Below are 24,078 nucleotides of genomic sequence, written 5' to 3'. Positions count from 1 at the left end.
CGGGACGATCCGGTGAACCCGACCGCGGCCTTCCCGCGGATGCCGGCCGTTCTGGTCCGGGCACGCCGGTGCCTGGGCGGTGTGCCCTGCTGTGATCATTCAGCCAGAGGTGTCTGGCCGGAGTCGTCCGTATCGCCGCGGTGGCGGGGCTTGCGCTTGACGGTGATGCCCAGGTGCCGGCGGAGGGCGGCGATGCCGACGTAGATGACCGGGATGACGGTGAGCGCGATGATGGCCGAGCCCCCAGCCTTGGCGTGCCCAGATGTCGTTGAGCACCGCCACGAGGGTGGGGACCAGCGGTGCCCAGGTGCGGATCTCAGAGGACAGGATCCCGTAGGTGGCCGCCCCAGGCCAGGTCGCCGGCGCGGGTGCGGACGGCGGCGGTCAGCAGGCCGAGGGCTTGGCGCAGGGAGCCTCGGCCCTCCCACTGGTGGGCGTCCCATTCCCAGTTCCACGGCCGGCCCTGGCCGCCGATCCGCACGGCCAGTTCCTTGACCCCGCCCGCCACGACCACAAGGGGCCGTCGCCTTGTGGTGAGCGTCGGCGTGATCCGCCAGTACGGCGAGCGAGGCTGGGTGCCGGAGTGCACCAGCATGACTGCCTCTCCGATCTGATTCCACGTAACTGATACCTACGCCGTCGAGGAGCCCTACCGGCGTGACATCAAGGGTGTCCGCAACCCCGCAGTCCGGACTGGCTCCGGCGCCGGGATCGCTGTCCTGGTCCCGTCCGCGGCGGGCACCGCGCTCGGTGATATCCACCTGGCCTACTGGTCGGCGCCGCGATTGCCCTGGCCGGTGTCGCCGTCGTCGCCCGCCAACCCCCGCGCGCCCCTGAGGAGGATCTCAGTCAGCGCGGTATGCCGAGGCCGTCAAGGACGATGCCCACCGCCCGGTCAAGGGCTTCGCCTTCACTGAGGTCCGTAGCGTAGGCGAGGGCGCGCAGGAGAAGAGAGATGTCGTCCCCGGTGACGTCGGGGCGGGCGGCGCCCGCGGCCTGCGCACGGCGGAGCGCGCCGTCGAGGGCCGCCCGGAAGGCGTCAGCCGCCTCGACGACCGGCCGGGACAGGCCCTCTCCGTCGTCGTCATGGGGAGGCAGCAGGTCCATCAGGGTCATTTTCACCGGCCCGGCAGCCGCGAGGGTCCTCATCAGTGCGGCGAGGGCTTTGCCGGGGTCCTGGCCGTGGGCGGGCCGCAGCGCCTCGGCGGTCAGCTTTTCCAGGTAGCGGCACGCGGTGGCCTCGATCAGGTCCTGCTTGGTGGCGAAGTTCCTGAAGACGGTGGCGATGCTGACCCCGGCCCGCTGGGCGACCTCGTCGGTGGAGGCGGCCGCCCCCTTCTCCGCGAACACCCGCTCGGCGGCCAGCAGGACCTTCTCCCTGTTGACGGCTCCATCGCGGCGCATGCCGTACCCCTTTTGCAAACGTAGTGGACACTACGTATGATGCGTAGTGAAGACTTCGCTTAAGCGTATGTCGTCGCGCCTGGTGCGCCAAATACGCCCCCGGATTCCCGCACCTCTCGGGCTCCGGCGCGACACAACGTCACCAAAACACTGAGGAGCACCATCCATGTCCGTAATGGACGAGAACACCACTGTCGTGATCGTGGGCTCGGGTGTCGCCGGCCTGGCCCTCGGCAACTTCCTCCTGCGTAGCGGGATCGACTGCGTCATCCTGGAGCGGCGCAGCCGCGAGTACGTCGAGCAGCGCCAGCGCGCGGGGGCCATCGACTCCAGCGCGGTGCGCATGTTCCGCGAGTGGGGCCTGGCGGACCGGGTCCTGGGCGGCGTCCCCTTCGAGCCGGTGCTGAACTTCCGCATCGACGGACAGACACGGCCCTTCAGGTACGTGACCGACGACCACGGCGACGGACGCTTCTGCCCCCAGCAGGTGCTCGTGCACAACCTCATCGACGTCTTCGTCAGCGACGGCGGCGACCTCCGCTTCGAAGCCGAGGACCTGACACTGGAGGACATCACCGGCTCCCGTCCGCGGGTCCGCTACCGCGACAGCGCGGGTGCCACCCGCACCATCAGCTGCGACTTCATCGCCGGCTGCGACGGGGACCACGGCGTCAGCCGTACGAGCATCCCCGACGGCGAGCTCACCCACCTCTCCCACGAATACGGCTACGCCTGGCTGACCGTGCTGGCCGAGGCCCCCGCCAACCACCAGTCCATGATGGCCATCCACGACCGGGGCTTCGCCGGGCAATTCGCCCGCGGCCCGCAGGCAAGCCGCTTCTACCTGCAGTGCCCGCTGGACACCTCCGCTGAGGAGTGGACGGACGACCGGATCTGGGAGGAGATCGAGACGCGTTTCGGCGAACCGGTCGCCGTGAAGGGACCGATCTCCAGCAAGACGCTGGTGCCGCTGCGCAGCGTGGTCTACGAACCGATGAGCCACGGCCGCCTGTACCTGCTCGGAGACGCCGCGCACATCGTGCCGCCCATGAGCGCGAAGGGCATGAACCTGGCCCTTCACGACGCCGGCGTGTTCGCCGCGGCCGTCCTGAAGCACGTCAAGGAGCAGGACGCAGGCCTGCTGGAGGCGTATTCCTCGACGTGCCTGAAGCACGTGTGGAACTACCAGGCCTTCGCCGCGTGGTTCACCGACCTCATGCACGACGCGGGAGACATCTCCTACCACGGCGAGTTCCGACGCCGACTGGCCCGCGCCGAGTTCGAGCGCCTGTACGACTCGCAGACCGCCAACCGGCTCTTCGGCGAGTTCCTCACCGGCCTGAACTGAGACCACGCTCTCCCGCTGATGTCGGCCCCCGCCACAGGGAGGCCGGGCTGCGCCAGCCCGTACTGCAAGCTCCAGCCCCGGTCGTTGCCGAGATGCTCGGCCACACCCCCCAAGCCACGACACGCCAGGCTGCGGCAGTCGGAAGCCCCTGGAGCCGCTACGCCGCCGGTGACCAATCAAAGTGACCACCGATCTTCCCGCACAGGTGAATACAGATCACTCGATCAACGGTCTCTGCCAGTCTCATGCCCCCGTTCGCCGGGTGGGGGTGATGACCTGGATGCGTTCGGCTCATCGGTACCTGCCACCCGTGGGCAGGCACGGTCCTTCACCTGGCCTGCCGGGCCGCGGCTCAGCTGTTCGCGCGGATGGTCTTGTTGATCCATTCGCCGTAGGCGGGCACGTTGGTGTAGAGGCCGGGACCCTGCTCGCAGGAGGGGCTCTTGGCGCCGGGGCCAGAGGTGACGCCGATGAGTTCCCAGCGGCCGCCGCGGCCGCGCTGGATCTGGGGGCCGCCGGAGTCGCCGTTGCAGGCCATGGCCCTGGGCTTCTGGCTGATCGTGCACAGGCGGGTGTCATCGGCGAAGCCGGCGCTGCACTCGGAGACCGCGCCGCGGCGGGTGTCGAGCTGGCGCAGTTTCTTGGCCATCTTCCAGTCAGCCGGGTTGGCGCTGGACTTCGTGACGCCAAAGCCGAGGATCCGGGTCGGCGTGCCGGGCTTGCCCGCCTGGTCGGCGATCTTGATGGGCTTGATGCCCACCGGGCGGTCCAGGCGGACCAGCGCGATGTCGTTCTTGTTCGGCGAGTTCTGGGCGTAGTCCGGGTGCAGGAACGCCTGCGCGATCGTGCGGACGGTTCCGCCGGACTTCCGCTGGTCGCTGCCGATGCGCACAGTCCCCTTCGGGATCGAGCCGATCTCCATGTCGAGGCAGTGCGCCGCGGTCACGACCCACTGCGGGTTGATCAGGGCCGCGCCGCAGTTGCCGTCCGTCAGACCCGCGAGAGGGGCCGTGACCGGGATGGTCGCCATGAAGGGGTAGGACTCGGTGGGCTTGGAGCCGTTGATGATCGCTCCGGCGCTCCCGGCGGTGACCGCGAGGCAGGCCACGCCGGCCAGCGCGACGACGGCGGAGCGGGAGACGATACGGCGGAACGAGGTGGTGCCAGACACGAGTGAAGCCCTTCATCGGTTGTTTGTGGTGTTATGAAGCTATATGTCTGGCTTTATCGGGGCGATCATGCCGGCAGGCCATCACACGGTAGGGATAACCCCACCCGACCAGGGCGGATGCGCTCAACGGCGTCGCGGCCGCAGCGTTCCCGCCGAGCGCGGATGCACCTACCGCAGCGCATCCAGCTCACCCCCTAAGTGCCAGGCACTGACCAACGGCTCGTTCCCTCGCGTCACCACCCCCGGCGAATTGGTCCCCGGACCGCATGACCTCGCTGAGGCCTCCAGCTAAGTTACTCATGGGTACCGCCAACGGCTGTCCGCAAGTTCCTCAACCCCGGACGTGGTCTTCGGCCTGGTCCATCTGCTGGGTGCGCAGTACCGGCCCGCGCTGGCCGACATCCCCGATCAGAAGGGCTGGCGCATCCAGGACGCCGACTACGGAAGCCTGTCCCGCTTCGCACGCGGGAGGATCGACCTGGACAAGATCAGACGGCACTGGGGCGACATCCTGCGGGTCGTGGTATCGATCTACAGCGGCGAGATCCGCGCCCACGACCTGATGCGCATGATCCAGCGCGACGGCAACCCCACCCCGCTCGATGAGGCGATCGCGCACTACGGGCGGATCTTCAAGACGCCGCACATCCTCACCTACGCCGTCGAGGAGCCCTACCGGCGCGACATCAAGGGTGTCCGTAACCTGCAGCGCGGTGGTGTGGGACTGGTGTTCCTGACTCTGCCCGGCTACACCCAGGCCTCGATCCCCCAGGCGCAGGAACGGATGATGGCCGCCTTCTGGCGCGCGCCGTCACGCTCGTACGCGTCCAAGCTCGCCCGTGCCTGGCAGGCGCGCCAGCGCGGTCAGTGACGCTCGCCGGGCAATCGTCGTCGGGCCGCGGGTTCGCTGGCCGCGACGGGGCGGGCCACGGCGTCGACACCCGCGGTCCGGGTCGCGGCGGCTACCTCGTCGGCCCCCGCAGCATCGTCGACGGCAGGCCGTACGTCCTGGCCCACCCGGCCACCCCCGCTCCGGCCCGAAGCAGTCGCTGATGCAGATTCGCTTGGTCGACCTGCCGGACGAGGTCGAGCGCGTCGGCGCCCTCATACAGAGGGGCGGGGAACACCGCTGCAGGAGAACTTCACTCAAGCTACTCCTTCCAGCGCTGCTCCCAGGTGAGGATCGGCGTCAAGCACCAGGCCAGTTGATCGCGGCTTCGGGTAGGACAAGGTCCGGAGTGCCGTGAAGCGTGTCGGTGAAACGGAGGCCGCTATCACGTTCGATGATGCTCAGGTACGCCGCCGCGAGTGTGAATTCGGCGTCTTCGCCGAGGGTCGTGGTGATGAGGTCGGAGTGGGTCGCCATGGGGCCGAGGTCAATTGTCCACTCCTCCTCGGCTTCTGGGCCTTCCAGGTGGCCTTCCGTCTCGTCGTAGCGCCAGTAGAAGGTGGCTGGCCCCGAGAGGCTCGTGCCCACATACCAATGCCGGAACCCGGGTCCGCCGAGCGGGCTGATGACGCTTCTGGTCATAGCGTTGGCGTCGTGCAGATCCACAGTGATCACTCCGTTGCCGGCCTGGTAGAAGGCGAGGTCGCCCAGGTCGTAGAGCTGTTCCGGTTGTCCGGGCGTGGCTAGCGCAGGGTCATATCCGAGTCGCTGGATGGCTTCCGCCGCGGTCAGGGTGCCGTGGTCGGGGAGGGTGAGGGTGATCTCACACGCCTCGAAGCTTTCCAGGACGGTTTCGTTGCGAGCGAGGATCTCATCATCATGCACGAGGTTCTCCTTGGGGTTGGTGCACAGAACACGAGGGTCTCCAAGTCCGGCGGGCTCGCCGCCGGAGGAGACCCTCGTGCCGTGGGTCAGCTATCTTCCATGCGGATTGAGGTGCCCTGAAGTTTCCGGACAGTCAGGAACGTAACCTGACAGTGAGTCTGGAAGAGGCAGGTACGTGACGAGGCGTCGTAGGCAGTTCTCGCCGGAGTTCAAGGAGGAAGCCGTCCGCATGGTGCTGGACGGCCCGCGCACGGTGGCCTCGGTGGCTCGCGAGTTCGACATGAACCCGACCACACTCGGCAGCTGGGTGAACATGCACAAGGCCATCCATCCCGAGCCGCAGCAGCCGCTGTCGGGCCCCGAACGGGCGCGGATGCGCGAGTTGGAGCGGGAGAACGCCGAACTGCGCGAGAAGCTGGTGTCTTTGAATCTAAGGCCGCCTTCTTCGCGGCCGAGACTCGATGACGCTCGCCACATACGAGCTGATCAAGCCGGAGAAGGCCAACCATCGCATCACGGCGATGTGCAGGCGGCTGCGGGTGTCGCGCTCCGGCTACCACGAGTGGCGCCGGCGGCCGGCCTCGGCCACCACCCAGCGGCGCGAGCACCTGGCCGCGCTGATCGAGCAGATCTTCACCGACAGCCACGAACCCCACGGCCACCGGCGCATCCACGCCGCCCTGGCCCGCCAAGGGGAGTCCTGCTCGGCGGAACTGGTCCGCGCGCTCATGCGCACGCGCAACCTCACGCCGGTGCAGGTGCGCACCTTCCGCCCGACCACGACCGAGCAGGGCGACTTTCGCGGCACCCCCGACCTGATCCGGCGCGACCTCACCACTGAACGGCCCGGAATCAAGCCGGTGGGCGATGTCACCTACATCCATACCTGGGAGGGCTTCCTGCATCTGGCCACCATCCTCGATGGCCACAACAAGCCGGTGCCGGGCTGGGCGACGGCCGATCACTACCGCACCGAGTTGGTCGCCGACGCGCTGCGCATGGCCATCGGCACGGGGCGGATCGCCGCCGACGCCATCTTCCACACCGACCGCGGCTCGAACACACCAGCCACGCCTTCGGCCGGCTCTGCACCACCTGGCAGATTCGCCGCTCGGCCGGCAACACCGGCATCCGCTACGACAACGCGATGGCCGAGTCGCTCTTCTCCGCCCTGAAGACCGAGTGGCTCAACCGCTACGTGCTCACCTCTCGGGCAAAGGCGAAACGACACGTCGTCCGCTACATCGAAGGGTTCTACAACCAGCGGCGCCCCCACTCGACGCTGGGCTACCGACCGCCCCAGGAGGTCCTTAACGAGCACGATTCATCCCAGGTAGCCACATAGGCTACGCCCACAAACTGGCTATCCGGAAAGGGCTGGGCCCCTCATGCCGCAGCGTCGCCCGGATGCCGTGCATCGTGGCCATGCTCACCGCCCACCGATACTTCACGCTGGCCCGCACCGCACGATCGGCGCTGGTGTCGGCGCTCGCTCCCATTGGCCTGCCACACTACGGACGTGAACGGAATCCTTCCCGCTGACGGGCTCGCCGCGAACCGTGCCCTCTGGGATGCCCGTGCCCAGGCACACGGCACGACCCCCAACGACCTGCTCTACGACGTCGATTCGTTCCTGGCGGGCCGGCAGACGCTCTACGGGATCGAGCTGGAGCTGGCCGGTGATGTGAGCGGCCGGGATGTGCTGCATCTGCAGTGCCACTTTGGCATGGACACACTCAACTGGGCCCGTATGGGTGCCAGGGTCACCGGTGTCGATTTCTCGTCGGCGGCTATCGTCCGGGCACGCGAGCTGGCTGAGCTCGCCGGACTCACCGCCGATTTCGTCGAGGCCGACACGCAGAACCTGCCGTCCGGCCTGGCGGGCAGGTTCGACCTTGTGATCGCCACCTACGGGGTGTTGTGCTGGATCGGGGACCTTAACGCGTGGATGCGTGGTGCGGCGATGGCGCTGCGGCCAGGTGGAAGGCTGGTGCTGGTCGACCTACATCCCGCCTTCCAGACCCTGGCCACCTACGAACCGCTCGTGGCCGACTGGCCCTACGGCGGAGGAGAGCCCCAGCGTGAGGTCGTAGCGGACACGTATGCGGACCCAGACCTGCCGATGACCGCACAGGAGGTGGTCCAGTACCCGCACTCGGTGGGCGAGATCGTCACAGCGGCTGCCGGAGCGGGACTGATCGTCGACCGGCTCGTCGAGCACACCGAGGCCGAGTTCCCCGGACGTCGCATCCTGCCCCAAGGACCCGACGGCAGCTCCCGGTTCCCCTTCGGCGACACCTACCTGCCGATCCTCTACTCGCTGCGAGCGAGATCACCCCGAACGGCCACTGAGTAGCCGCCCGCGGCATGGTGCCCGCCGGCGCCAGCTGGAGGTCGAGCACGGGCTTGGACGACGTCCGCACGTCACCCACGGTGTTCACCGACGCCATCAGAATTCACACAAAGCTCAAGGTCAGGAACATCTTGCTGACCATCGGCGGGCAGCGCGTATCGGCTGGCCACGGCGGAGGTTGAGTCACGGCTTTGTTGTGGCCTGTTGGGAGGTCAGGTCGATCCCCGGCCGAATCGGTGCCGGTACCCGGGCATGGACCACGCCTGCCTACGCCGCCTAGTTCGCAACCACGCGCCGGGCACGGAGGATCGCAAGGCGAGGCCGCGCCGTTACGTCAGCATCCTGGGGTGTAGATGACCACGTGCAGGTCGGGGTGGTCGGCAGGGGCCAGGCGGTGGTGCTCGAAGTGCCGCACCCCCGTGATCGGGTGGTCGAAGACGCGCATCCGGGAGGCGAAGCCCTCGATGTGGTGGTCCTGCCAGGCCGTACGGAAGGCTGCACTTGTCGCCAGCAGGCGCTGGATGGCCGGGGAGCCGGCGAGGTCACCGAGCCGGGGCCCGGCCTCGGCCCGGAATTCGGCGACGAAACGACGGCTTGTCACCTCCCAGTCCGGCAGCAGATCACGGATGTAGGGATCGGTGAACACCAGCCACAACAGGTTGCGTTCCTCCGGAGCGACGGTGGCCACGTTCGGATACAGGTCAAGGTACGCGGCGTTCCAGCCGGCGATCGTCCAGTCGGGCGCGATGGCGTACGCGGGAAATCCGGCGAGCGCGTCGAGCAGTCGCTGCACGTGGCCGGGAGCGGTGCGGGCCGCCGGTTCTGCGGGCTCGGTGAGTGGGGCATATCCGGCCAGGGACAGCACATAGGCATGCTCGGCGAAGGTCAGGAGCAGCGTGTGGGCGAGGGCGTCCAGGACCTGCCGGGAGGGCTGGATGTCGCGGCCCTGTTCCAGCCATGTGTACCAGGTGGCGCTGACCTGGGAGAGGGTGGAGACCTCCTCGCGGCGCAGGCCGCCACGCCGGCGGGGACCGGCCGGGGGCAGGCCGACCGCTGTCGGGTCGAGCCGGGCGCGCCTGGCACGCAGGAAGTCGCCCAGCTCCTTGCGCCGCTCCGCCGTCGTTCCCATGTACGAAGGATAGGTACTGGTAGCAGGACTACTAGCACTCGGGGCGTCTTCGCTGTACGCCGGCACGCCGCCAAGATCTGGGCATGCCACAGTTGAGATCCCGCACCGTCACCCATGGCCGGAACATGGCCGGGGCACGCGCCCTGATGCGCGCCTCCGGCGTGCCCGGAGGTGACATCGGCGTCAAGCCGGTGATCGCGGTAGCCAACAGCTTCACCGAGTTCGTCCCCGGTCACACCCATCTGCAGCCCGTAGGCCGCATCATCGGTGAGGCCATCGGCGCGGCGGGCGGTATCGCGCGGGAGTTCAACACCATCGCGATCGACGACGGCATCGCCATGGGCCACGCGGGGATGTTGTACTCGCTGCCCTCCAGAGAGCTGATCGCCGACTCCATCGAATACATGGTCCAGGCACACTGTGCCGACGCGCTGGTGTGCGTCTCCAACTGCGACAAGATCACCCCGGGGATGCTGCTGGCCGCGCTGCGGCTGAACATCCCCACGGTGTTCGTCTCGGGCGGCCCGATGGAGGGCGGCCGGGCGGTGCTGTCCGACGGCACGGTCCGTACCGGCCTGACCCTGGTCACCACCATGTCCGAGGCGGTCAACCCCGCCGTCTCCGATGCCGACATGGCGGCCATCGAGGAGGCGGCCTGCCCGACCTGCGGCTCGTGCGCCGGAATGTTCACGGCCAACTCCATGAACTGCCTTCTCGAGGCTCTTGGGCTGGCCCTGCCGGGCAACGGCACCACCCTGGCGACCCACACCGCCCGCAGAGCCCTGTACGAGCAGGCCGGGCGGACGGTCGTGGAGCTGACGGAGCGGTACTACGGCAAGGACGACGCCACCGTGCTGCCCCGGGCGATCGCCTCCCGGGCGGCGTTCGACAACGCGATGGCCCTGGACCTGGCCATGGGCGGATCCACCAACACCGTGCTGCATCTGCTCGCCGCCGCCAACGAAGCCGAGCTGGACTACGGCCTGTCCGACATCGAGGCGCGTTCGCGCGAGGTGCCGTGCCTGTGCAAGGTGGCCCCGAGCAGCGCGTACCTGATGGAGGACGTCCATCGAGCCGGCGGCGTCCCCGCCCTGCTGGGTGAGCTGCACCACGCCGGGCTGCTGCGCGAGAACGTCTGGACCGTCCACGCCGGCTCACTCGCCGAATGGTTGTCCAGCTGGGACGTCCGCGCCCCCGCTCCCTCCCCGGAGGCGTCCGGCCTCTTCCTCGCCGCTCCGGGGGGTGTCCGCTCCGCGTCCGGCTTCTCTCAGTCGGCCCGCTGGGAGTCGCTGGACCTGGACGCGGCCTCGGGCTGCATCCGCGACATCGCCCACGCCTACTCGGCCGACGGCGGGCTGGCCGTGCTGCGGGGCAATCTGGCGCCGGACGGGGCGGTGGTCAAGTCCGCCGGCGTCCCCGACGACATGACCGTGTTCACCGGCGAAGCCGTGGTCGCCGACTCCCAGGAGGAGGCGGTGGACGCGATCCTGTCCGGTCGGGTGGGCCCGGGCAGTGTGCTGGTCATCCGCTACGAGGGTCCGCGCGGCGGTCCGGGTATGCAGGAGATGCTGTATCCGACGGCCTACCTCGCGGGCCGAGGGCTCGCCCACTCCGTGGCCGTCGTCACCGACGGCCGCTTCTCGGGCGGAAGTTCCGGCTTGTCCGTCGGCCACGTCTCACCCGAGGCCGCCGCCGGAGGACTGCTTGCCCTCGTCGCCGACGGCGATCTGATCACCGTCGACATCCCGGCCCGTACTCTCCACCTTCAGGTCTCCGAGCCGGTGCTCGCTGCCCGCCGCGTCGATCGAGAGGGCTCGGGTTACCGGCCACGCCGCCCTCAGCGGCACGCTTCGACGGCTTTGCGCGCGAACGCGGCTCTGGCCCTGTCTGCCGACAAGGGCGCCGTGCGCGCCCTACCCGACGACTGACGGTTTTGGAACGGCTCCATCAGCGGCGGTCCGCCGGTGATGGCTCGCGGGGGCCGCGGTGAACGCTCGCCTTCGGGCTCGTACTCGGCAGCGCAGCGAGCGCCTCACCGACCGCGCCCCGGGCGGGGACGAAGACCAGACCTGACGAAAGCCGGGGTAACCACCCGACGATCGCGCACTACGCCGTACCTGCGTGAACTCCTACCGTCTCCTCCTGACAGACGGAAATCTTGGAAGGAAGTCCATGAACATGATGCGGAAGATCGCCGCGGTGGCCGGTGTGCTGCTGGCGGTGGGGATGCCCGCGGGGCAGGCCTCGGCGGCAGCGGTGCGGACCGGTGACCTGAACGCCGGCGCGATCGACAAGTACGTGCGCGACTATGTGGAACGAACCGGTCTGCCGGGCGCCGCGGTGGCGGTCACCAAGGGCGACCAGATCGTGCGGGTCGCGGGTTACGGCCACACCGCCAAGGGCGAGGCGATCACCAAGAGCACCCCGATGCCGCTGGCCTCGCTGTCCAAGTCGTTGACCGCCGTGGGGGTGCTGCGCCTGGTCGGCGAGGGCAAGATCGACCTGGACGCCTCGGTGCGGTCCTACCTCCCCGAGTTCACCCTGGCCGACGCCCGCGCCACGAAGATCACCGTGCGTCAGTTGCTCCAGCAGACCTCGGGGATGAGCGACCGCAGCTTCCCCGAGCTGGCGCTCGACGCGCCGGCCACGCTCAAGGACGCCGTCGGGATGCTGTCGAGCTACCCGCTCGCCGGCGACCCGGGCACCAAGATGGCCTACCACAATCCCAACTTCGCCGTCGCTGCGCGGCTGGTCGAGGTGGTGGCCGGGGTGCCGTTCGCGGACTACATGGCGCGGCGGGTGTTCGGGCCGCTCGGGATGAAGTCGACCGCGACCGTCAACTCCACCTCGGAACTCCCCGGCCAGGCCGCGGGCTACATCCGCGCCTACGGCCAGGTCCTGGAGCGTTCCCAGCCGAACTGGTTCATCAACGGCGGCGCCGGGGTCGTCAGCACCGCCGACGACCTGGGCCGCTGGCTGGTCGCCCAGAACGGCGGCGGCCGTGTCCTGACGGACGAGATCCTGAAGACCACCCACACCCCCTCCGGCGTGGCCGAAAGCACCTACGCCATGGGCTGGACCGCGGGCAAGACCCTCGGCGGAGCACCCCAGCTGCGCCACACCGGCTGGCTGCTCACCCACAATGCCGCGCAGACGCTGCTGCCCGACAGCAAGTACGGCATCGCCGTCGTCACCAACACCGGCATGGTCTCCGGCGACGACGCACTCCTGATCAGCGACGGCCTGATCGACATCCTCGAAGGCCGCGCCGACTCCGGTCAGGAACCCCTCACCATGTCAGCGGACTACTGGCTGGCCGGCCTGAGCGCGCTCGTCCTCGGCCTCGGCGTCATGGGCGTCCTGCGGTCCGGCCGCTGGGCCCACCGCCGCGAAGGCAAGGCCGTCTGGCGGGTGGGCGTGCGGCTGGTGCCGTACCTGGTGCCGATCGCGTTCTTCTTCGGCCTGGCCGACCTGTTCGGCGTCGTCATGAACCGGGCGGGAACGCTGGAGCAGATCACCTACGTGTGGCTCGCGCTCTACGTCTTCGCCGCCGCGGGCGCGCTCAGCAGCGCCGCCGTCCTCCTCTCCCGTCTCGTCCACCTCGTCCGCTCCCGCGCCGGCAAGCCGTCGAGCCAGCGGGAGAGTGTCCTCGCGAGCGTCTGAGACCTACCCGAGCTCCCACATCGAGAGATGTAGCCGTCCGGCCGAAACGCAGTTCCTTGGCCGGCGTCAGAAAGGTTCAGGTACTGGGCTTTCCATCCTGATCCCCTTGATCGTTTCAATGTGGGCATCGAGCGTTGCGCAATCGCGGATTGTTCCGGCTTTGCCGTACCAAGATCGTCGACGTGTTGCGAAATTTCGGACTACATAGGAGAAATCACATGGCCATGACCCTGGTTCTGGGCGGCACCGGCAAGACCGGGCGACGCGTCGTCAAGGATCTTCCCGTACGGATCGGGTCGCGCCGCGGCGGGCTGCCCTTCGACTGGACCGAGCAGTCGAGCTGGGGCCCTGCCCTGCAGGACGTGACATCGGCGTACGTGTCGTACTACCCCGACCTGGCGATGCCGAGGGCGTGCCCATCGAGATCGTCGAGTTGCTCGGCTATTTGTTCACCACCGTCATGAACGGCCGCAACGCTCACCTCGGCGACGGTGTGCAGCGGGCCCTGGGCCGTGCTCCCCGCGCCTTTGCCGGCTACGCCCGCCACGCCGCCGCCACCGGCATCTGGAACCCCAAGGAGGCCATGTGAAACTCCTGCAAAGCGTCATACTCCTCATCTCCGCCATCAGCACCGGCCTCATGGCCGGGCTGTTCGCGGGCTTCTCCTACTCGGTGATGCCGGGCCTGAACCGCTCCTCCGACCGCACGATGGTCGAGGCGATGCAGAACATCAACAAGGCCATCCTCAATCCGACCTTCATGTCGCTGTTCATGGGGTCGATCCCGCTCATCGCCCTGGCCGGCGTCCTGGCCTGGCAGGGGTACGGCAAGCCGGCACTGCCGTGGATCATCGCCGCGCTCGTGCTCTACCTGGTAGCGTTCCTCATCACCAGCGGCGTCAACGTCCCCCTCAACGACCAGCTCGCCAAGGCGGGGGACGCTCAGCATCTCGCCGCCGCACGCGAGCGGTTCGAGAGCAAGTGGGTGTTGTGGAACAACATCCGGGCTCTCGTCCACGTCGCCGCCTTCGGCTGCCTGGCCTGGGCCCTGATCGTGTCCGGCACCCAGCGCCCGTCGTCGGCGGGCCAGCCAACCGCACCGTACGAAACGCGCCAGACCTCGATCGGCTGAGCACCACGCGTTCGAGGCCCACATCCCCGTCCGGGCGTCTGGGGCTGCCAATGACCATGTCCGCGCGAGGGCGGGCAGGTCACGCAGCCGGCGGATCGGGCCGAGCGGCAGGATGGCGACATGGCGTCTGCCGTACACCGAGTGCCTCGCCCAACGTGCCACCGAGGCGAGCACTCGCGGGTTCATCTCCACGACCCGGGTCTGGCCCTTGCCACGTGCGGTGGCGGCGCTCGCGGAGTTCGGGCATGAACTCTGGGCCGGTGATGAAGGCGGGGCAGGTCAGGCTTGTGTCAGATGCTCGCTCCTCCGACCTGACCCGGCCCAACGGGCACGGCTTGCCGAGATCCGCGACAACTTGATCGCCCGAATCACCGAAGCTGAACAGGAGGGATGGCTCGGTGAGATCGAAGGACTCCAAGTCAGCCTCGCCAGCGCAGAGGAGAAGCTCGCCCAGCTCGATGCAGAGCAAGTCCGTCAACGCCAAGTGGTTGATCTCGGCATGCCCCGCTTCAGCCAGATCGCGACACGAATCAGTACGGCAAGAGGACCTTCAAGTTAGCCGAGCTCATCCACGCGGATGATCTACACCACCCCGACCCAGGCCACGGGCCACGCTCTACGGGCGGCGGGCCAGCAAATGGGTGTCGAGGAAGCCCCGCTCGGACGCTGGGTCGTGGAGCAACCGAGCAACCGTGACGAGTCCGGCCCCGGTCAGCAACTCGGCAAACTGCTCCGCCGGCCAGCCATAGGCGGGCGCCACCTTGTGGTCGAAGCGGACCGGCTCCGGTCCCTCGGTCCCGAAGAAGGACACCAGGAGCAGGCCCCCTGGCGTCAGGACACGCACCTGTTCGGCGAGCAGCGCGGGCAATTCTCCAGGTGGGGTATGGATCATCGAGTAGTGGGCCAGCACTCCGCCGAGCGCGCCGTCCTCGATCGGCAGGGCCTCCATTCGCGCTTCGTCGAACCGCAGCGTCGGATGGGCCCGCCGGGCGTGGGCGACCATAGCCGGGGAGAGGTCGAGCCCGAAGGAGTCCAGCCCCAAGCCGTGCAGCATGGCTGTCAGATGCCCGGGTCCGCACCCGACGTCGGCTGCACGCAGGTTCCCCGTGCCACGCACGAGCTCGGCGAAGGTCCCGATCATGTTCCGCGCGAACGGCTGCGTCTCCAACCGATTAGCAAACATCGACGCGTACAGCTCGACGACCCCGTCGTAGGCCGCCCTGGTCTCGTCCTGGTGCTTTAACACGGGAAGGAAACTAACACCCGCGCCATTCGCACCCGTTCTCCGGCCCCACACCGGACCTCCCCTTCAGGACTGATCGTCCCGTCACCTGATTACAGGGCACACTCTCGTTGGTTCAGAGAAGCATGCATTGGCGTGCGGACAGCTCTTCCGCAGTAGCCATTGGGCAGGGTCTGGGTCGCCATGGCGAAAGGAGTCTTGGCCCATTGCGCCTGGGCGAGTGGCCCATCAGGGTTGAGCATCACTCGCTCACCCCTGATGTTGACCTTGGTCTCCTGCTCTCAGCGGCACCGCACGGTCTGGTCGATGATCTTGGCGTAGTGGGGCCGTCAGTCGTCCACGGTGGCGGTGACAAATCCGGCCATGACGGGATCTTGGTTGAAGAAGTACTGCTCCCGCGCACGTAGCCCGCACGAGCGCAGGAACCCGGCTACCTCCTGTTGGTCGATGCCGAAGGTGAACGGCTCCTTGATCCGGTCGGTCGTCCAGCGCGCGGCGGCGGAGTAGGGGTCGCTGCTGCGCAGGATCACGGTGGTGAAGTAGTCGAAGGCCACCACGGCGCCAGGGGTGGCGATTCTTCGGAGCGTCTGCTCGACGGCCTGGCGATCCAGATACATCGTCACCGACTCCCACACGTAGTAGGCCGGTCTGCCCGGGTCGAAGCCCGCCTCGAGCAGGGTGTCGAACCAGTCGTCGTCCTTGAAGTTCGCCGGCACGAAGGTGACATGTTCCGCCTGCACCCCCGCTTTGGCCAGCGCCTCGCGTTTGACCTTCTGGGTCTGGGGGGTGTCGATCTCGAAGCATCGCACGACGGAACCTGGGGGCAGCAGGTAGCAGCGGGTGTCGAACCCGGCGCCGAGCACCACCAGCTGCTCTACGTCGGGCAGGTGCCGGGCCAGGGCCTGGTCGTGGAAGGTGGTGCGTGCCACCGCTTGATGAATCATGGGCGGCCGGCCCCGGTACGGATACCGGAAGGGCTTGGGCACGTAGCCGGTCGCCGCGTGGGCGACGATGGTCGGCATCGTCGCGCAGCGCAGGCCGAATCGGATCGGCATGGGCAGCACGTTCATCATCCGCACGCAGGGCGTATCCGGCCGTTGGCGGAGGTGGTGGAGGATCCACCGCGGATGGCACGAGGCCAGCACGGTGGCCGAGGACCCGGTGCGCCGCGCCTGACTGATCAGCGACAGGCTCCAGAGCAACGAGCCGATGACCGCCAGGGGCGAGAGAAGGACCTGGATCACCCGGAAGACGATCATTCGCAGGACGGGACCCGGGCGCTGAGGATGGCTTTCTGATCGGCTCTTCACGATGGTTGACGTCCGATCTGGGGCGCGGGGCTGTCCCGGCGAGCTCCGAGCGGGAGCAGCACGTTGGCGAGCAGGAGGATCGGCCAGGGCGAGGTGAGCAGGGCCATGGCGCCGACCAACGTCCAGACTCCCAGCATCCAGGCGATGAACGGCGGTGGCGTGACCCGGCGGCGCTCCAGCCACAGCACGAGCAGGCCGGCCACGACGAGCGGCACCCCGAAGCTGGCCACACTCAGCCAATGGGCGCTGTTGGCGGGACTCATCGCGGACAGGTCGTCCGCCCACAGTCCCCCGCTGAACCACGTCCCGGCGTGGCTCGCGGCCTTCTCCACGGTCAGGGCGCCGACCGTGTGCGCGGCTCCGAACAGGATGATCAGCCAACCAGCCCATTTGATCATTCGAACGCTCCCTTCTTCCTGCGCAAGTCGGCGGTGAGTTCCCGCCGGGCGAGCGTTGCCAGGGAGGCGATGGTCAGGTCGGACTCTTCGCGCACCGCTCCGCCGATCGTGATGGCGGGGTCGGCGGGAACGGCCGGGGCGATGCGCTCGTTGCCGGTTGCGGTCATGGTCGCGTCATCGCCGGGTGAGGGGGGTCGTGGATTCGAGGCGGGTGAGTTTGTCGGGGTTGCGGACGTAGTAGAGGCCGGTGATGCGGGCGTGGCCGACCTCGATTGCCAGGGCGCCGTCGATCTCGCCGGTTTCGAACGCGCGCCGCAACGACTCCAGAACCGCCCGGGTCTCGTCGGTGGAAGCCATGGCGCGTGGGCGGCGGGCCTCGACGTGCCGGCACTGCGAACCCGGCGCCCCAGATGGTCACCGCGCTCGGCCGCGTCGATCCGCGTCACACTGTCGACCACCAGCCGGACGCCCCCGCCCAGGATCTTTCGGTACGCGACGACCGCGTCGTGGGACCCGCCGGCCAGCTGGTGCAGGCGGATCCGCTCGACGAAGAACGGGCGCGGGTTGATCAACGTCACCTTCACCTCGTCGTACCGCGTCAGCCGATGGGCCGCCAGCACGCCGGCGTAGCCACCACCGGCCACCACCACGTCGCTCACGCTGGCCTCCTTCGCTCAGGTTTCACACCTAAGACACCGCGCGCCCCATCGACGTAACAGCTTCCTGCCTCCTCTTGACGTGGGAGGTCGAAGAGCCTCCTCCTCGCTCAGAGCCGAATAGCGCTCTCGCGGCGCCATCTCCGCCAGACAGGCGGAGGCCCGCGCCTCGCACGCAGGTGGTCGACGCCGCCGGCGAGGAGGAGTTGCGGCGGCCGCGCGAGGCGCCCCCTCCGAAGCCGTCCGCGTCCACTCCTTCCAGCGGTGGCATGATCGGCGTCGGCCATCGGCGATGTGCGGGGCGTTGTCCCAAGGCCGCCGACACGGCACCGGTCGAGGTCCGCCGGACAGTGGTAGCGGTGGACGGGCCGGGCGGTCGCGACGGCGTCATCAGGAAGGTGTCGTCGAGTACACCGCGTGGAGGGCCGCCACCACCTGCCCCTGGGTGGTGAACTGGTCGCCGAAGCGGTCCGGTCGCCAGTGGTCCAGGGGCGTGCCGCGGGTGATGTGGTCGGCCAGGGCCTTGCCGTACCCCGGGCCGTAGGTGATGCCGGCCTCGTTGTCGCCGGCGAGTACGTAGGCGCCCTCGACGCCGGGGACCGGGCCGATCAGCGCCCGGGAATCGGGGGTGTAGCAGGGGGCGCCGTGCTTGATCCTCAGCCTCGACCGCCGTGCCAGGGCCGGCATCACGGACTCGCCCGCGCCGGCGATCCGCAGGATCTCCAACACGCCATCGACCGGTAGCTCGTCCAGGCGGTCTGGGACGTCCGCGTCGATCAGCACGTCGCGGGGGAAGGTCGAGTACGTCCCGCCCCACAGCAGGCCGCCCTCGTGCTCGCGGACCCACAGCAGGGTGGCGTCGCCGGGAACCAGGCCGCTCAGGAAGAGCAGGGGGAGCGTGCCGGGGATGTCCAGCGGTTCGGTGCTCACCCGCGAGGTGACCTGCGGGGCCATCGGCAGGAAGAAGCCCAGGTCACGCGTGAGCGAGCCGCTCCAGACGCCCGCGGCGACGACCACCGCCCCGCAGGCGACGGCCCCGGTGGTCGTCTCGACCGCGCGTACCCGCCCCTTGACCGTGGAGATCGCGGTGACCGGGCGCCGGGTCTCCAGCCGGCCGCCGGCCGCGCGGAAGCGCCGTGCCAGCGCCGCCGCCACCTTCGGCGCGTGCACCTGGCCGCCGACGGTGTCCAGCAGCCCACCGTGCAGGCCGTCCGCGCGTACCGTGCCGCCGGTCAGGCGTTCGACCTCGGCGGGTGGCACCGGCCGGCCCACCTGCCCGGCCATGAGCTCGTGCCACGTCGCTTCGTCGGTGGCCACGTACACCATGCCGTCGGTCCGGTAGCCGATGCCGCCGCCCTCCTCGTGCAGGCGGGCGTAGAAGGCGCGGCCGTAGTCGGCGGCGGCGCTCTCCTGTTCGAACGGCGCCCAGTCGCCCAGGAACCCGCCCCCGGCGGCGGTGGTCCCCTCACCGACCCCGTCGCGCTCCACGAGCCAGACGTCACCGGCGCCTGCGTCGAGCAGGTGCACCGCCAACGCGAGCCCCATGACACCGCCGCCGATCACGGCGATGTCGCAACGGTCAGCCATCATCTGTTCTCCTATGTCCCGGCGCAGCTCAGCGTGCGCGCAAAGGTGAAAGGTGGGCTTCCCGGATCCAGGGAGTACGGCGAGGCTAGCCCAAGAAAGGATCTATACGCATATGGAAATTTTGACCCTCGCAGACGCGCTCCGGATCTCACCTACCCGCGCCTTGCGCACCGGACCCGCTCCGCGTTCGAGGCCGGTGAGCGGTGTTCGCGCGGCCTTCTCCATCGAAGGCTGGACGGATCTGAGAGCTTGCTGAGATCAGCGGGCGTACGGTCTCATGGACTGCATGCGAGAGGCATTACCGAGATGAGCGAGGCACGTGTCGAGAAGGCCAAGCTGTCCTATGAGCACGCTGTCTTCGTCGGTGATGACGGTGAGCTGGCAGCGGCGGAGCGGGAGCTGGACAAGGTCGAGGCCGATCTCGCTCTGGCCCGGGGGCGGATCTTGCACGCGCGGTTCCTCGACGACCGGCGCGAGGATCCGCGCGAGCTGGCGCTGTTCGAGCGTGCGACACGCATGTACCGGACGCTGGGTGACGCGGCGGGCGAGGCGGCTGCGGTGTTCTGGGAGGGCTGTTTCCACCAGATCGTACGGAGCGACCCCGGCCGCGCCCTTCCTCTCCTGGAGCACTCGTACGGCTTGGCCACGTCGGCAGGCGACCGGCACACCCAGTGGGAGGTGCTCCGGCACCTCGGGATCGCCGACCATGCCGCAGGCCGGCTCGATGCCGCACGGGAACATTTGGAGGCAGCGGTACGGCTCTGCCGGGAACTCGGACTGCCGGCCGCTGTCGCCGCCAACCAGGTAGGGCTGATCTACATCGCCGCCGCCCAAGGCCGACGAGACGACGCGGCGGCGCTGGCCGCAGAGGCGTACGACACCGCCGAGGAGTGCGGGGCCCGCCGCATCATGCAGCAGGTCGCGGAGGCGCGCATCCAGACCATGGCGCCGGACACCGATCACGGCGAGATCCACGATCAGAGCGCACCATGAGCCGCTGAAGCTTCGATGTCACAAGCCCCGGAAGCCGTTACTCGGTGAAGCGCAGGAGGGCGATCGGTCCGAAGGCGTCCGAGGAGAAGATCAGCGGCGACGGAAGCTCATCGGTGGGCCAGGCGGCATGATCCTCGTGCCCGCTCCAGGCCGCCGGGGGCGCATCCATCGTTCGGCTGATGGTGTGACCGTTAGGTCGATGCCGCCAGCTCAACCTATCGAGTGGCCGCCGGAGCGATCCGTACCGGCGCCTTCCCCGGCATTCTCGTCGGTGTCCTGGAAGGAACGGGTGCGGAGGAGGCGGGCAGATGCCGGTCATCGAGGTAAGCAACCTGCACAAACGGTATCGCGGCAAGGTCGCGGTGGAGGATGTGTCGTTCACCGTGGAGAAGGGTGAGATCTTCGGCATTCTCGGCCCCAACGGAGCGGGCAAGACCACCACCGTGGAATGTGTGGAGGGGTTGCGCAGGCCGGACGGCGGCACGGTCCGTGTGCTCGGGCTGGACCCGCAGCGTGACGACGGCCGGCTGCGCAGCAGCGTGGGGGTGCAACTGCAGGAGAGCGAGTTGCCCGAGCGGCTGAAAGTCTGGGAGGCACTGGATCTGTACGCCTCCTTCTACCGCGACCCGGTGAAACCGGCGAAACTGCTCGGGGACTGGGGGCTCACCGACAAGCGGAACACTCCGTTCGGGAAGCTGTCGGGCGGTCAGAAACAGCGGCTGTTCATCGCGCTGGCGCTGATCGGCGATCCGGAGATCGCGGTGCTCGACGAGCTCACCACCGGGCTCGACCCGCAGGCGCGCCGGGGCGCGTGGGACCTGATCGAGGAGATACGGGAGCGTGGGGTCACCGTCATCCTGGTCACCCATTTCATGGAGGAAGCCGAACGGCTCTGCGACCGGATCGCGGTGTTCTGCGACGGCAGGATCGCCGCGCTGGACAGCCCGGCCGGCCTGGTGGCGAAGGTGGGGGCCGAGCAGCGCGTCCGGTTCCGCCCCTCGGCGGCGCTGCCGGACGGGCTGCTCAGCGATCTCCCCGAGGTGACGGACGTGCTCACAGCGGGCGATCACGTGGTCGTGGCCGGCAACGGCCAGGTACTGCAGGCCGTCGTCTCCACGCTGGCCCGTCACCGGATCATTGCCGCTGACCTGCGCGTGGAGCAGGCCACCCTGGAAGACGCCTTCGTCACGCTGACCGGCCGCACGTTCGAGGTCTGAGAGAGGTGGCACAGATGCGCGCGCTGCGGAAACTGACCTTCACCGAGTTCAAGCTTTTCGTCAGGGCACCGGAATCGGTGTTCTTCGTGCCGGGCCTGCCGCTGTTGCTGGTGGTGGTGTTCGGCGTCATCCTGAACCCGGCGGGCACCCCGGAGGCGATGCGGAGTTCGTTGCTCAACTACTTCCCCGCCATGGTGCTGGTGCTGACCCTGGCCATCATGTCCATCCTGATCATGCCGTCCACCCTGGCCGGCTACCGGGAGAAGGGCATCCTGCGCCGGCTGGCCACCACACCGACGAAACCGGCGATGGTGCTGGTCGCCCAGCTGATCGTCAGCGGTGGCATGGCGCTGGCGACGTTGCTGCTCGTCACGCTGGCGGGCAACCTGACGTTCGGCTGGACGATGCCGAAGAACGTCACGGGCGTCGTGGTGGCATTCGTGCTCGGCGTGCTGGCGCTGCTGGCGCTCGGGCTGTTCGTCGCCTCGATCGCGAGAACCGGCAACGCGGCCACCGGCATCGGGCTGTTCGTCTTCTTCCCCAGCCTGTTTCTCAGCGGAGTGGCCATGCCGGCCGAATCCATGCCTCCCGGCATCGCCCGGATCAGCGAGTACACCCCGCTCGGAGCGGCCATGCATGGGCTGCGGGACTCGTGGACCGGAGCATTTCCCGCGGCGAGCCACTTGATCACCCTGGCCGTCATCACCGTGGTGTTCGGCATGATCGCAGTGAAATTGTTCCGATGGGAGTAGACGGGGGGAGTCCGATGAGACCAGACCGCTTCGTCCGGCTCGTCAGCCGGGCCACGGCCACCGACCTCCGGGATCGGTGGCTGTTCCCGGCGCTGGGCGCTGCCGGGCTGGTCGTGTCCGTGGTGTTCGGCCTGCTCGCCGAGCCGGTCGACGGCCGGCGGACGGCGGGCACGCTGGGCCTGGTCGCGCTGGCACTGGGCTGGCTCTCCCTTTCGGCGTGGCTGCTGCCCAACCGTGCCGCGTACCCCCGGCTGGTACTGGTCTTCTACGCCGGGCTGCTGGCCCTCGGCGCGCTTCTGGTGATCAGGAGCCCGGCGTTCTTCGCGTTCTCCTGGATCGGTTACCTCTACGCGTTCGCGATGTTCGCCGCGCACTGGATTCTGGTCGCCGTGTCGGTGACGGCGATCAGCCAGTACGCCACCCTGCTCACCGTCGGCGTACCGGATGACGTCCTTGTCTACATCCTGCCGATCGGGATCTTCGTACCGGTGGCCGTGGCAGGCTGGATCGCCACGGTCGAGGACGGCAGGAAGCAGCATGCCAACCTCGCGCTGGCCGAGGCCAACCGGCGGCTCGAATCCGCGCTCGCGGAGAACGCCGGTCTGCAGGACCTGCTGCTGGTACAGGCGCGCGAGGCCGGCCAGCTGGAGGAGCGGCAGCGGCTGGCCGGCGAGATCCACGACACTCTCGCCCAGGGTCTGACCGGCATCGTCACTCACGTACGGGCGGTGCGGCAGTCCGCAGGAGAACCCGAGCGGTGGCGCTTCCACCTCGACCGCGTCGAGTCACTGGCCACCGGCAGCCTCACCGAAGCCCGCCGCTCGGTGCTGGCGCTGCGGCCCGGTCAGCTGGAGAGCTCCCACTTGCCCGAGGCGGTGGCCGGCATGGCGCGGCGCTGGTCGGAGTCTCATGAGGTGCCGGTCACGGTGGAGGTCACCGGAGACACCGTGCCGCTGCGGACCGCCATCGAGATCACCCTGTTCCGGGCCGCGCAGGAGGCGCTCACCAACGTGGCCAAGCACGCGCGGGCGACCCGGGTGGGGCTCACCCTGTCCTACTTGGGTGAGGTGGTGCTGCTTGACGTGCGTGACGACGGCGTCGGCTTCGATCCCGGCGCGGTGCGGCAGCCGGGCTTCGGGTTGGAGGCCATGCGCCGGCGGCTGCATGCTGTGGGTGGCGACCTGGAGGTGGAAAGCATGACCGGAGACGGCACCGCGATCAGCGTGAGCGTCCCGCAGACAGCCGTGGAGGACCGGCCATGACCGCCGCCGGCCCGATCCGGCTGCTGATCGTGGACGACCATCCCATCGTGCGGGAGGGCCTGCGCGCGGCGTTCAGCAAGAAGCCGGACTTCACCGTCGTCGGCGAAGCAGGCGACGGTGAAGAGGCCATCGCGCGGATCGCCACGTTGCGGCCGGACGTCGTGCTGATGGACCTGCGCATGCCGAAGATGGACGGCGTCACCGCCATCCGGCGACTGCTCCAGGGCAACCGGCGGTTGCCGATCCTGGTGCTCACCACGTTCGACTCCGACGCCGACGTGCTGCCGGCCGTGGAGGCGGGCGCGGTCGGCTACCTGCTCAAGGACGCACCGACCGCGGAACTGCTCGACGCGGTGCGCGCCGCGGCCGAAGGCAAGTCGGTACTGTCGCCGTCCCTGGTCAGCAGGCTGATGAAGCAGATTCGCAGACCGGTGCCAGGTCCGCTGAGCAGGCGCGAACTGGAGGTGCTCAAACTGGTCGCGGACGGCGCGTCCAACCGGGAGGCGGCGAGCAGGCTGTTCATCAGCGAGGCCAGCATCAAGACCCATCTGGTGCACATCTTCAACAAGCTCGGGGTACGCGACCGGGCCGGCGCGGTCGGCGAGGCTTACCGCCGCGATCTGTTCGACTGACCGCCACCAGGACCCGGCGACCTGCCCCCGGCGCGTACGCGGACCGCGCAGCCCT

Annotated in this window: 27 protein-coding genes and 1 pseudogene; 16 read left to right on the top strand and 12 right to left on the bottom strand. The window is 68.7% G+C overall.

Annotation, left to right across the window (positions count from 1 at the left end):
* Positions 1-316 precede the first annotated feature (316 nt).
* Both ACIBKY_RS33300 and ACIBKY_RS33295 read right to left on the bottom strand, forming a co-directional pair.
* Positions 317-595 (bottom strand): hypothetical protein, encoded by a 279-nt coding sequence (locus ACIBKY_RS33300; RefSeq protein ID WP_397102902.1) that lies wholly within the window; start codon positions 593-595, stop codon positions 317-319.
* 254 nt (positions 596-849) lie between these two features.
* Positions 850-1,404 carry a TetR/AcrR family transcriptional regulator gene (locus ACIBKY_RS33295; RefSeq protein WP_397102900.1) on the bottom strand — a complete coding sequence of 185 codons (555 nt, stop codon included), beginning with the start codon at positions 1,402-1,404 and terminating at the stop codon, positions 850-852.
* Positions 1,405-1,570: 166 nt separating this feature from the next.
* Between ACIBKY_RS33295 and ACIBKY_RS33290 the strand changes: the two genes are divergently transcribed.
* A complete protein-coding gene (locus ACIBKY_RS33290; RefSeq protein ID WP_397102898.1) occupies positions 1,571-2,752 on the top strand; it encodes a 4-hydroxybenzoate 3-monooxygenase in 1,182 nt (393 codons plus the stop codon).
* Between the two features lie 352 nt (positions 2,753-3,104).
* On the opposite strand, the gene ACIBKY_RS33285 is transcribed toward ACIBKY_RS33290, so the two are convergent.
* Complete coding sequence (locus ACIBKY_RS33285; protein ID WP_397102896.1) at positions 3,105-3,923, bottom strand: S1 family peptidase; 819 nt, start codon at positions 3,921-3,923, stop codon at positions 3,105-3,107.
* A 343-nt stretch (positions 3,924-4,266) separates the two neighbouring features.
* Between ACIBKY_RS33285 and ACIBKY_RS33280 the strand changes: the two genes are divergently transcribed.
* Positions 4,267-4,794, top strand: a complete 528-nt coding sequence (locus ACIBKY_RS33280; protein WP_397102894.1) for a Tn3 family transposase — start codon at positions 4,267-4,269, stop codon at positions 4,792-4,794.
* A 91-nt stretch (positions 4,795-4,885) separates the two neighbouring features.
* Here the strand turns inward: ACIBKY_RS33280 and ACIBKY_RS33275 are convergent, their stop codons facing one another.
* Together ACIBKY_RS33275 and ACIBKY_RS33270 are read right to left on the bottom strand one after the other, a co-directional pair.
* Positions 4,886-5,050: a hypothetical protein gene (locus ACIBKY_RS33275; RefSeq protein WP_397102892.1), complete on the bottom strand. Its 165-nt coding sequence runs from the start codon at positions 5,048-5,050 to the stop codon at positions 4,886-4,888.
* A 62-nt stretch (positions 5,051-5,112) separates the two neighbouring features.
* Positions 5,113-5,697 (bottom strand): hypothetical protein, encoded by a 585-nt coding sequence (locus tag ACIBKY_RS33270; RefSeq protein WP_397102891.1) that lies wholly within the window; start codon positions 5,695-5,697, stop codon positions 5,113-5,115.
* A 175-nt stretch (positions 5,698-5,872) separates the two neighbouring features.
* Here ACIBKY_RS33270 and ACIBKY_RS33265 point away from each other — a divergent pair.
* From ACIBKY_RS33265 to ACIBKY_RS33250, 4 genes and pseudogenes are all read left to right on the top strand, one after another.
* Positions 5,873-6,100, top strand: a pseudogene (locus ACIBKY_RS33265) (transposase); the annotation flags it as partial.
* Positions 6,101-6,158: 58 nt separating this feature from the next.
* Positions 6,159-6,872, top strand: a complete 714-nt coding sequence (locus ACIBKY_RS33260) for an IS3 family transposase (protein ID WP_397102889.1) — start codon at positions 6,159-6,161, stop codon at positions 6,870-6,872.
* Positions 6,845-7,042, top strand: coding sequence for an integrase core domain-containing protein (locus ACIBKY_RS33255; RefSeq protein WP_397102887.1), 198 nt, complete (start codon positions 6,845-6,847; stop codon positions 7,040-7,042). Before ACIBKY_RS33260 ends, ACIBKY_RS33255 begins: the two co-directional genes overlap by 28 nt.
* Positions 7,043-7,216: 174 nt before the next feature.
* The gene (locus tag ACIBKY_RS33250; RefSeq protein WP_397102885.1) at positions 7,217-8,053 is read left to right on the top strand and encodes a class I SAM-dependent methyltransferase; all 837 of its coding nucleotides are present in this window, start codon (positions 7,217-7,219) and stop codon (positions 8,051-8,053) included.
* A gap of 331 nt (positions 8,054-8,384) precedes the next feature.
* On the opposite strand, the gene ACIBKY_RS33245 is transcribed toward ACIBKY_RS33250, so the two are convergent.
* Complete coding sequence (locus ACIBKY_RS33245) at positions 8,385-9,179, bottom strand: helix-turn-helix transcriptional regulator (protein WP_397102883.1); 795 nt, start codon at positions 9,177-9,179, stop codon at positions 8,385-8,387.
* Between the two features lie 83 nt (positions 9,180-9,262).
* Here ACIBKY_RS33245 and ilvD point away from each other — a divergent pair, with 83 nt between their 5' ends.
* From ilvD to ACIBKY_RS33220, 5 genes are all read left to right on the top strand, one after another.
* Positions 9,263-11,107 carry a dihydroxy-acid dehydratase gene (gene ilvD, locus ACIBKY_RS33240; protein WP_397102881.1) on the top strand — a complete coding sequence of 615 codons (1,845 nt, stop codon included), beginning with the start codon at positions 9,263-9,265 and terminating at the stop codon, positions 11,105-11,107.
* A 244-nt stretch (positions 11,108-11,351) separates the two neighbouring features.
* On the top strand, positions 11,352-12,842 hold the full coding sequence (locus ACIBKY_RS33235; protein WP_397102879.1) for a serine hydrolase domain-containing protein: 1,491 nt from the start codon (positions 11,352-11,354) through the stop codon (positions 12,840-12,842).
* A gap of 412 nt (positions 12,843-13,254) precedes the next feature.
* Positions 13,255-13,431: a hypothetical protein gene (locus ACIBKY_RS33230; RefSeq protein WP_397102877.1), complete on the top strand. Its 177-nt coding sequence runs from the start codon at positions 13,255-13,257 to the stop codon at positions 13,429-13,431.
* Positions 13,428-13,973 carry a DUF1772 domain-containing protein gene (locus tag ACIBKY_RS33225; RefSeq protein WP_397102875.1) on the top strand — a complete coding sequence of 182 codons (546 nt, stop codon included), beginning with the start codon at positions 13,428-13,430 and terminating at the stop codon, positions 13,971-13,973. Before ACIBKY_RS33230 ends, ACIBKY_RS33225 begins: the two co-directional genes overlap by 4 nt.
* Positions 13,974-14,193: 220 nt before the next feature.
* Positions 14,194-14,532: a hypothetical protein gene (locus ACIBKY_RS33220; protein WP_397102873.1), complete on the top strand. Its 339-nt coding sequence runs from the start codon at positions 14,194-14,196 to the stop codon at positions 14,530-14,532.
* Positions 14,533-14,589: 57 nt separating this feature from the next.
* On the opposite strand, the gene ACIBKY_RS33215 is transcribed toward ACIBKY_RS33220, so the two are convergent.
* From ACIBKY_RS33215 to ACIBKY_RS33195, 5 genes are all read right to left on the bottom strand, one after another.
* Positions 14,590-15,219, bottom strand: a complete 630-nt coding sequence (locus ACIBKY_RS33215) for a class I SAM-dependent methyltransferase (RefSeq protein ID WP_397102871.1) — start codon at positions 15,217-15,219, stop codon at positions 14,590-14,592.
* A gap of 326 nt (positions 15,220-15,545) precedes the next feature.
* Entirely contained in the window at positions 15,546-16,475 is a 930-nt protein-coding gene (locus tag ACIBKY_RS33210; protein WP_397102869.1) for a class I SAM-dependent methyltransferase, read from the bottom strand.
* A 47-nt stretch (positions 16,476-16,522) separates the two neighbouring features.
* Complete coding sequence (locus ACIBKY_RS33205; protein ID WP_397102867.1) at positions 16,523-16,924, bottom strand: DUF6463 family protein; 402 nt, start codon at positions 16,922-16,924, stop codon at positions 16,523-16,525.
* A complete protein-coding gene (locus tag ACIBKY_RS33200; RefSeq protein ID WP_397102865.1) occupies positions 16,921-17,583 on the bottom strand; it encodes a hypothetical protein in 663 nt (220 codons plus the stop codon). The genes ACIBKY_RS33205 and ACIBKY_RS33200 overlap by 4 nt, the downstream gene beginning before the upstream one ends.
* Before the next feature lie 387 nt (positions 17,584-17,970).
* Positions 17,971-19,170 carry an NAD(P)/FAD-dependent oxidoreductase gene (locus ACIBKY_RS33195; RefSeq protein WP_397102863.1) on the bottom strand — a complete coding sequence of 400 codons (1,200 nt, stop codon included), beginning with the start codon at positions 19,168-19,170 and terminating at the stop codon, positions 17,971-17,973.
* 303 nt (positions 19,171-19,473) lie between these two features.
* On the opposite strand from ACIBKY_RS33195, the gene ACIBKY_RS33190 reads away from it, so the two are divergent.
* Complete coding sequence (locus tag ACIBKY_RS33190; RefSeq protein WP_397102861.1) at positions 19,474-20,160, top strand: hypothetical protein; 687 nt, start codon at positions 19,474-19,476, stop codon at positions 20,158-20,160.
* Positions 20,161-20,197: 37 nt separating this feature from the next.
* Here the strand turns inward: ACIBKY_RS33190 and ACIBKY_RS33185 are convergent, their stop codons facing one another.
* Positions 20,198-20,329, bottom strand: coding sequence for a hypothetical protein (locus ACIBKY_RS33185; protein WP_397102859.1), 132 nt, complete (start codon positions 20,327-20,329; stop codon positions 20,198-20,200).
* 139 nt (positions 20,330-20,468) lie between these two features.
* Between ACIBKY_RS33185 and ACIBKY_RS33180 the strand changes: the two genes are divergently transcribed.
* The 4 genes from ACIBKY_RS33180 to ACIBKY_RS33165 are packed head-to-tail and all read left to right on the top strand — an operon-like array spanning position 20,469 to position 24,023.
* The gene (locus ACIBKY_RS33180; RefSeq protein WP_397102857.1) at positions 20,469-21,377 is read left to right on the top strand and encodes an ABC transporter ATP-binding protein; all 909 of its coding nucleotides are present in this window, start codon (positions 20,469-20,471) and stop codon (positions 21,375-21,377) included.
* 14 nt (positions 21,378-21,391) lie between these two features.
* On the top strand, positions 21,392-22,129 hold the full coding sequence (locus tag ACIBKY_RS33175; protein ID WP_397102855.1) for an ABC transporter permease: 738 nt from the start codon (positions 21,392-21,394) through the stop codon (positions 22,127-22,129).
* A 14-nt stretch (positions 22,130-22,143) separates the two neighbouring features.
* Positions 22,144-23,391 (top strand): sensor histidine kinase, encoded by a 1,248-nt coding sequence (locus tag ACIBKY_RS33170; RefSeq protein ID WP_397102853.1) that lies wholly within the window; start codon positions 22,144-22,146, stop codon positions 23,389-23,391.
* The gene (locus ACIBKY_RS33165) at positions 23,388-24,023 is read left to right on the top strand and encodes a response regulator (RefSeq protein ID WP_397102851.1); all 636 of its coding nucleotides are present in this window, start codon (positions 23,388-23,390) and stop codon (positions 24,021-24,023) included. The genes ACIBKY_RS33170 and ACIBKY_RS33165 overlap by 4 nt, the downstream gene beginning before the upstream one ends.
* Positions 24,024-24,078 lie beyond the last annotated feature (55 nt).

Origin of the sequence: Nonomuraea sp. NPDC050394 (genome assembly GCF_044459065.1) — a bacterium.
Taxonomy (GTDB): Bacteria; Actinomycetota; Actinomycetes; order Streptosporangiales; family Streptosporangiaceae; genus Nonomuraea.
This window is presented reverse-complemented; position numbering and strand designations above follow the sequence as displayed.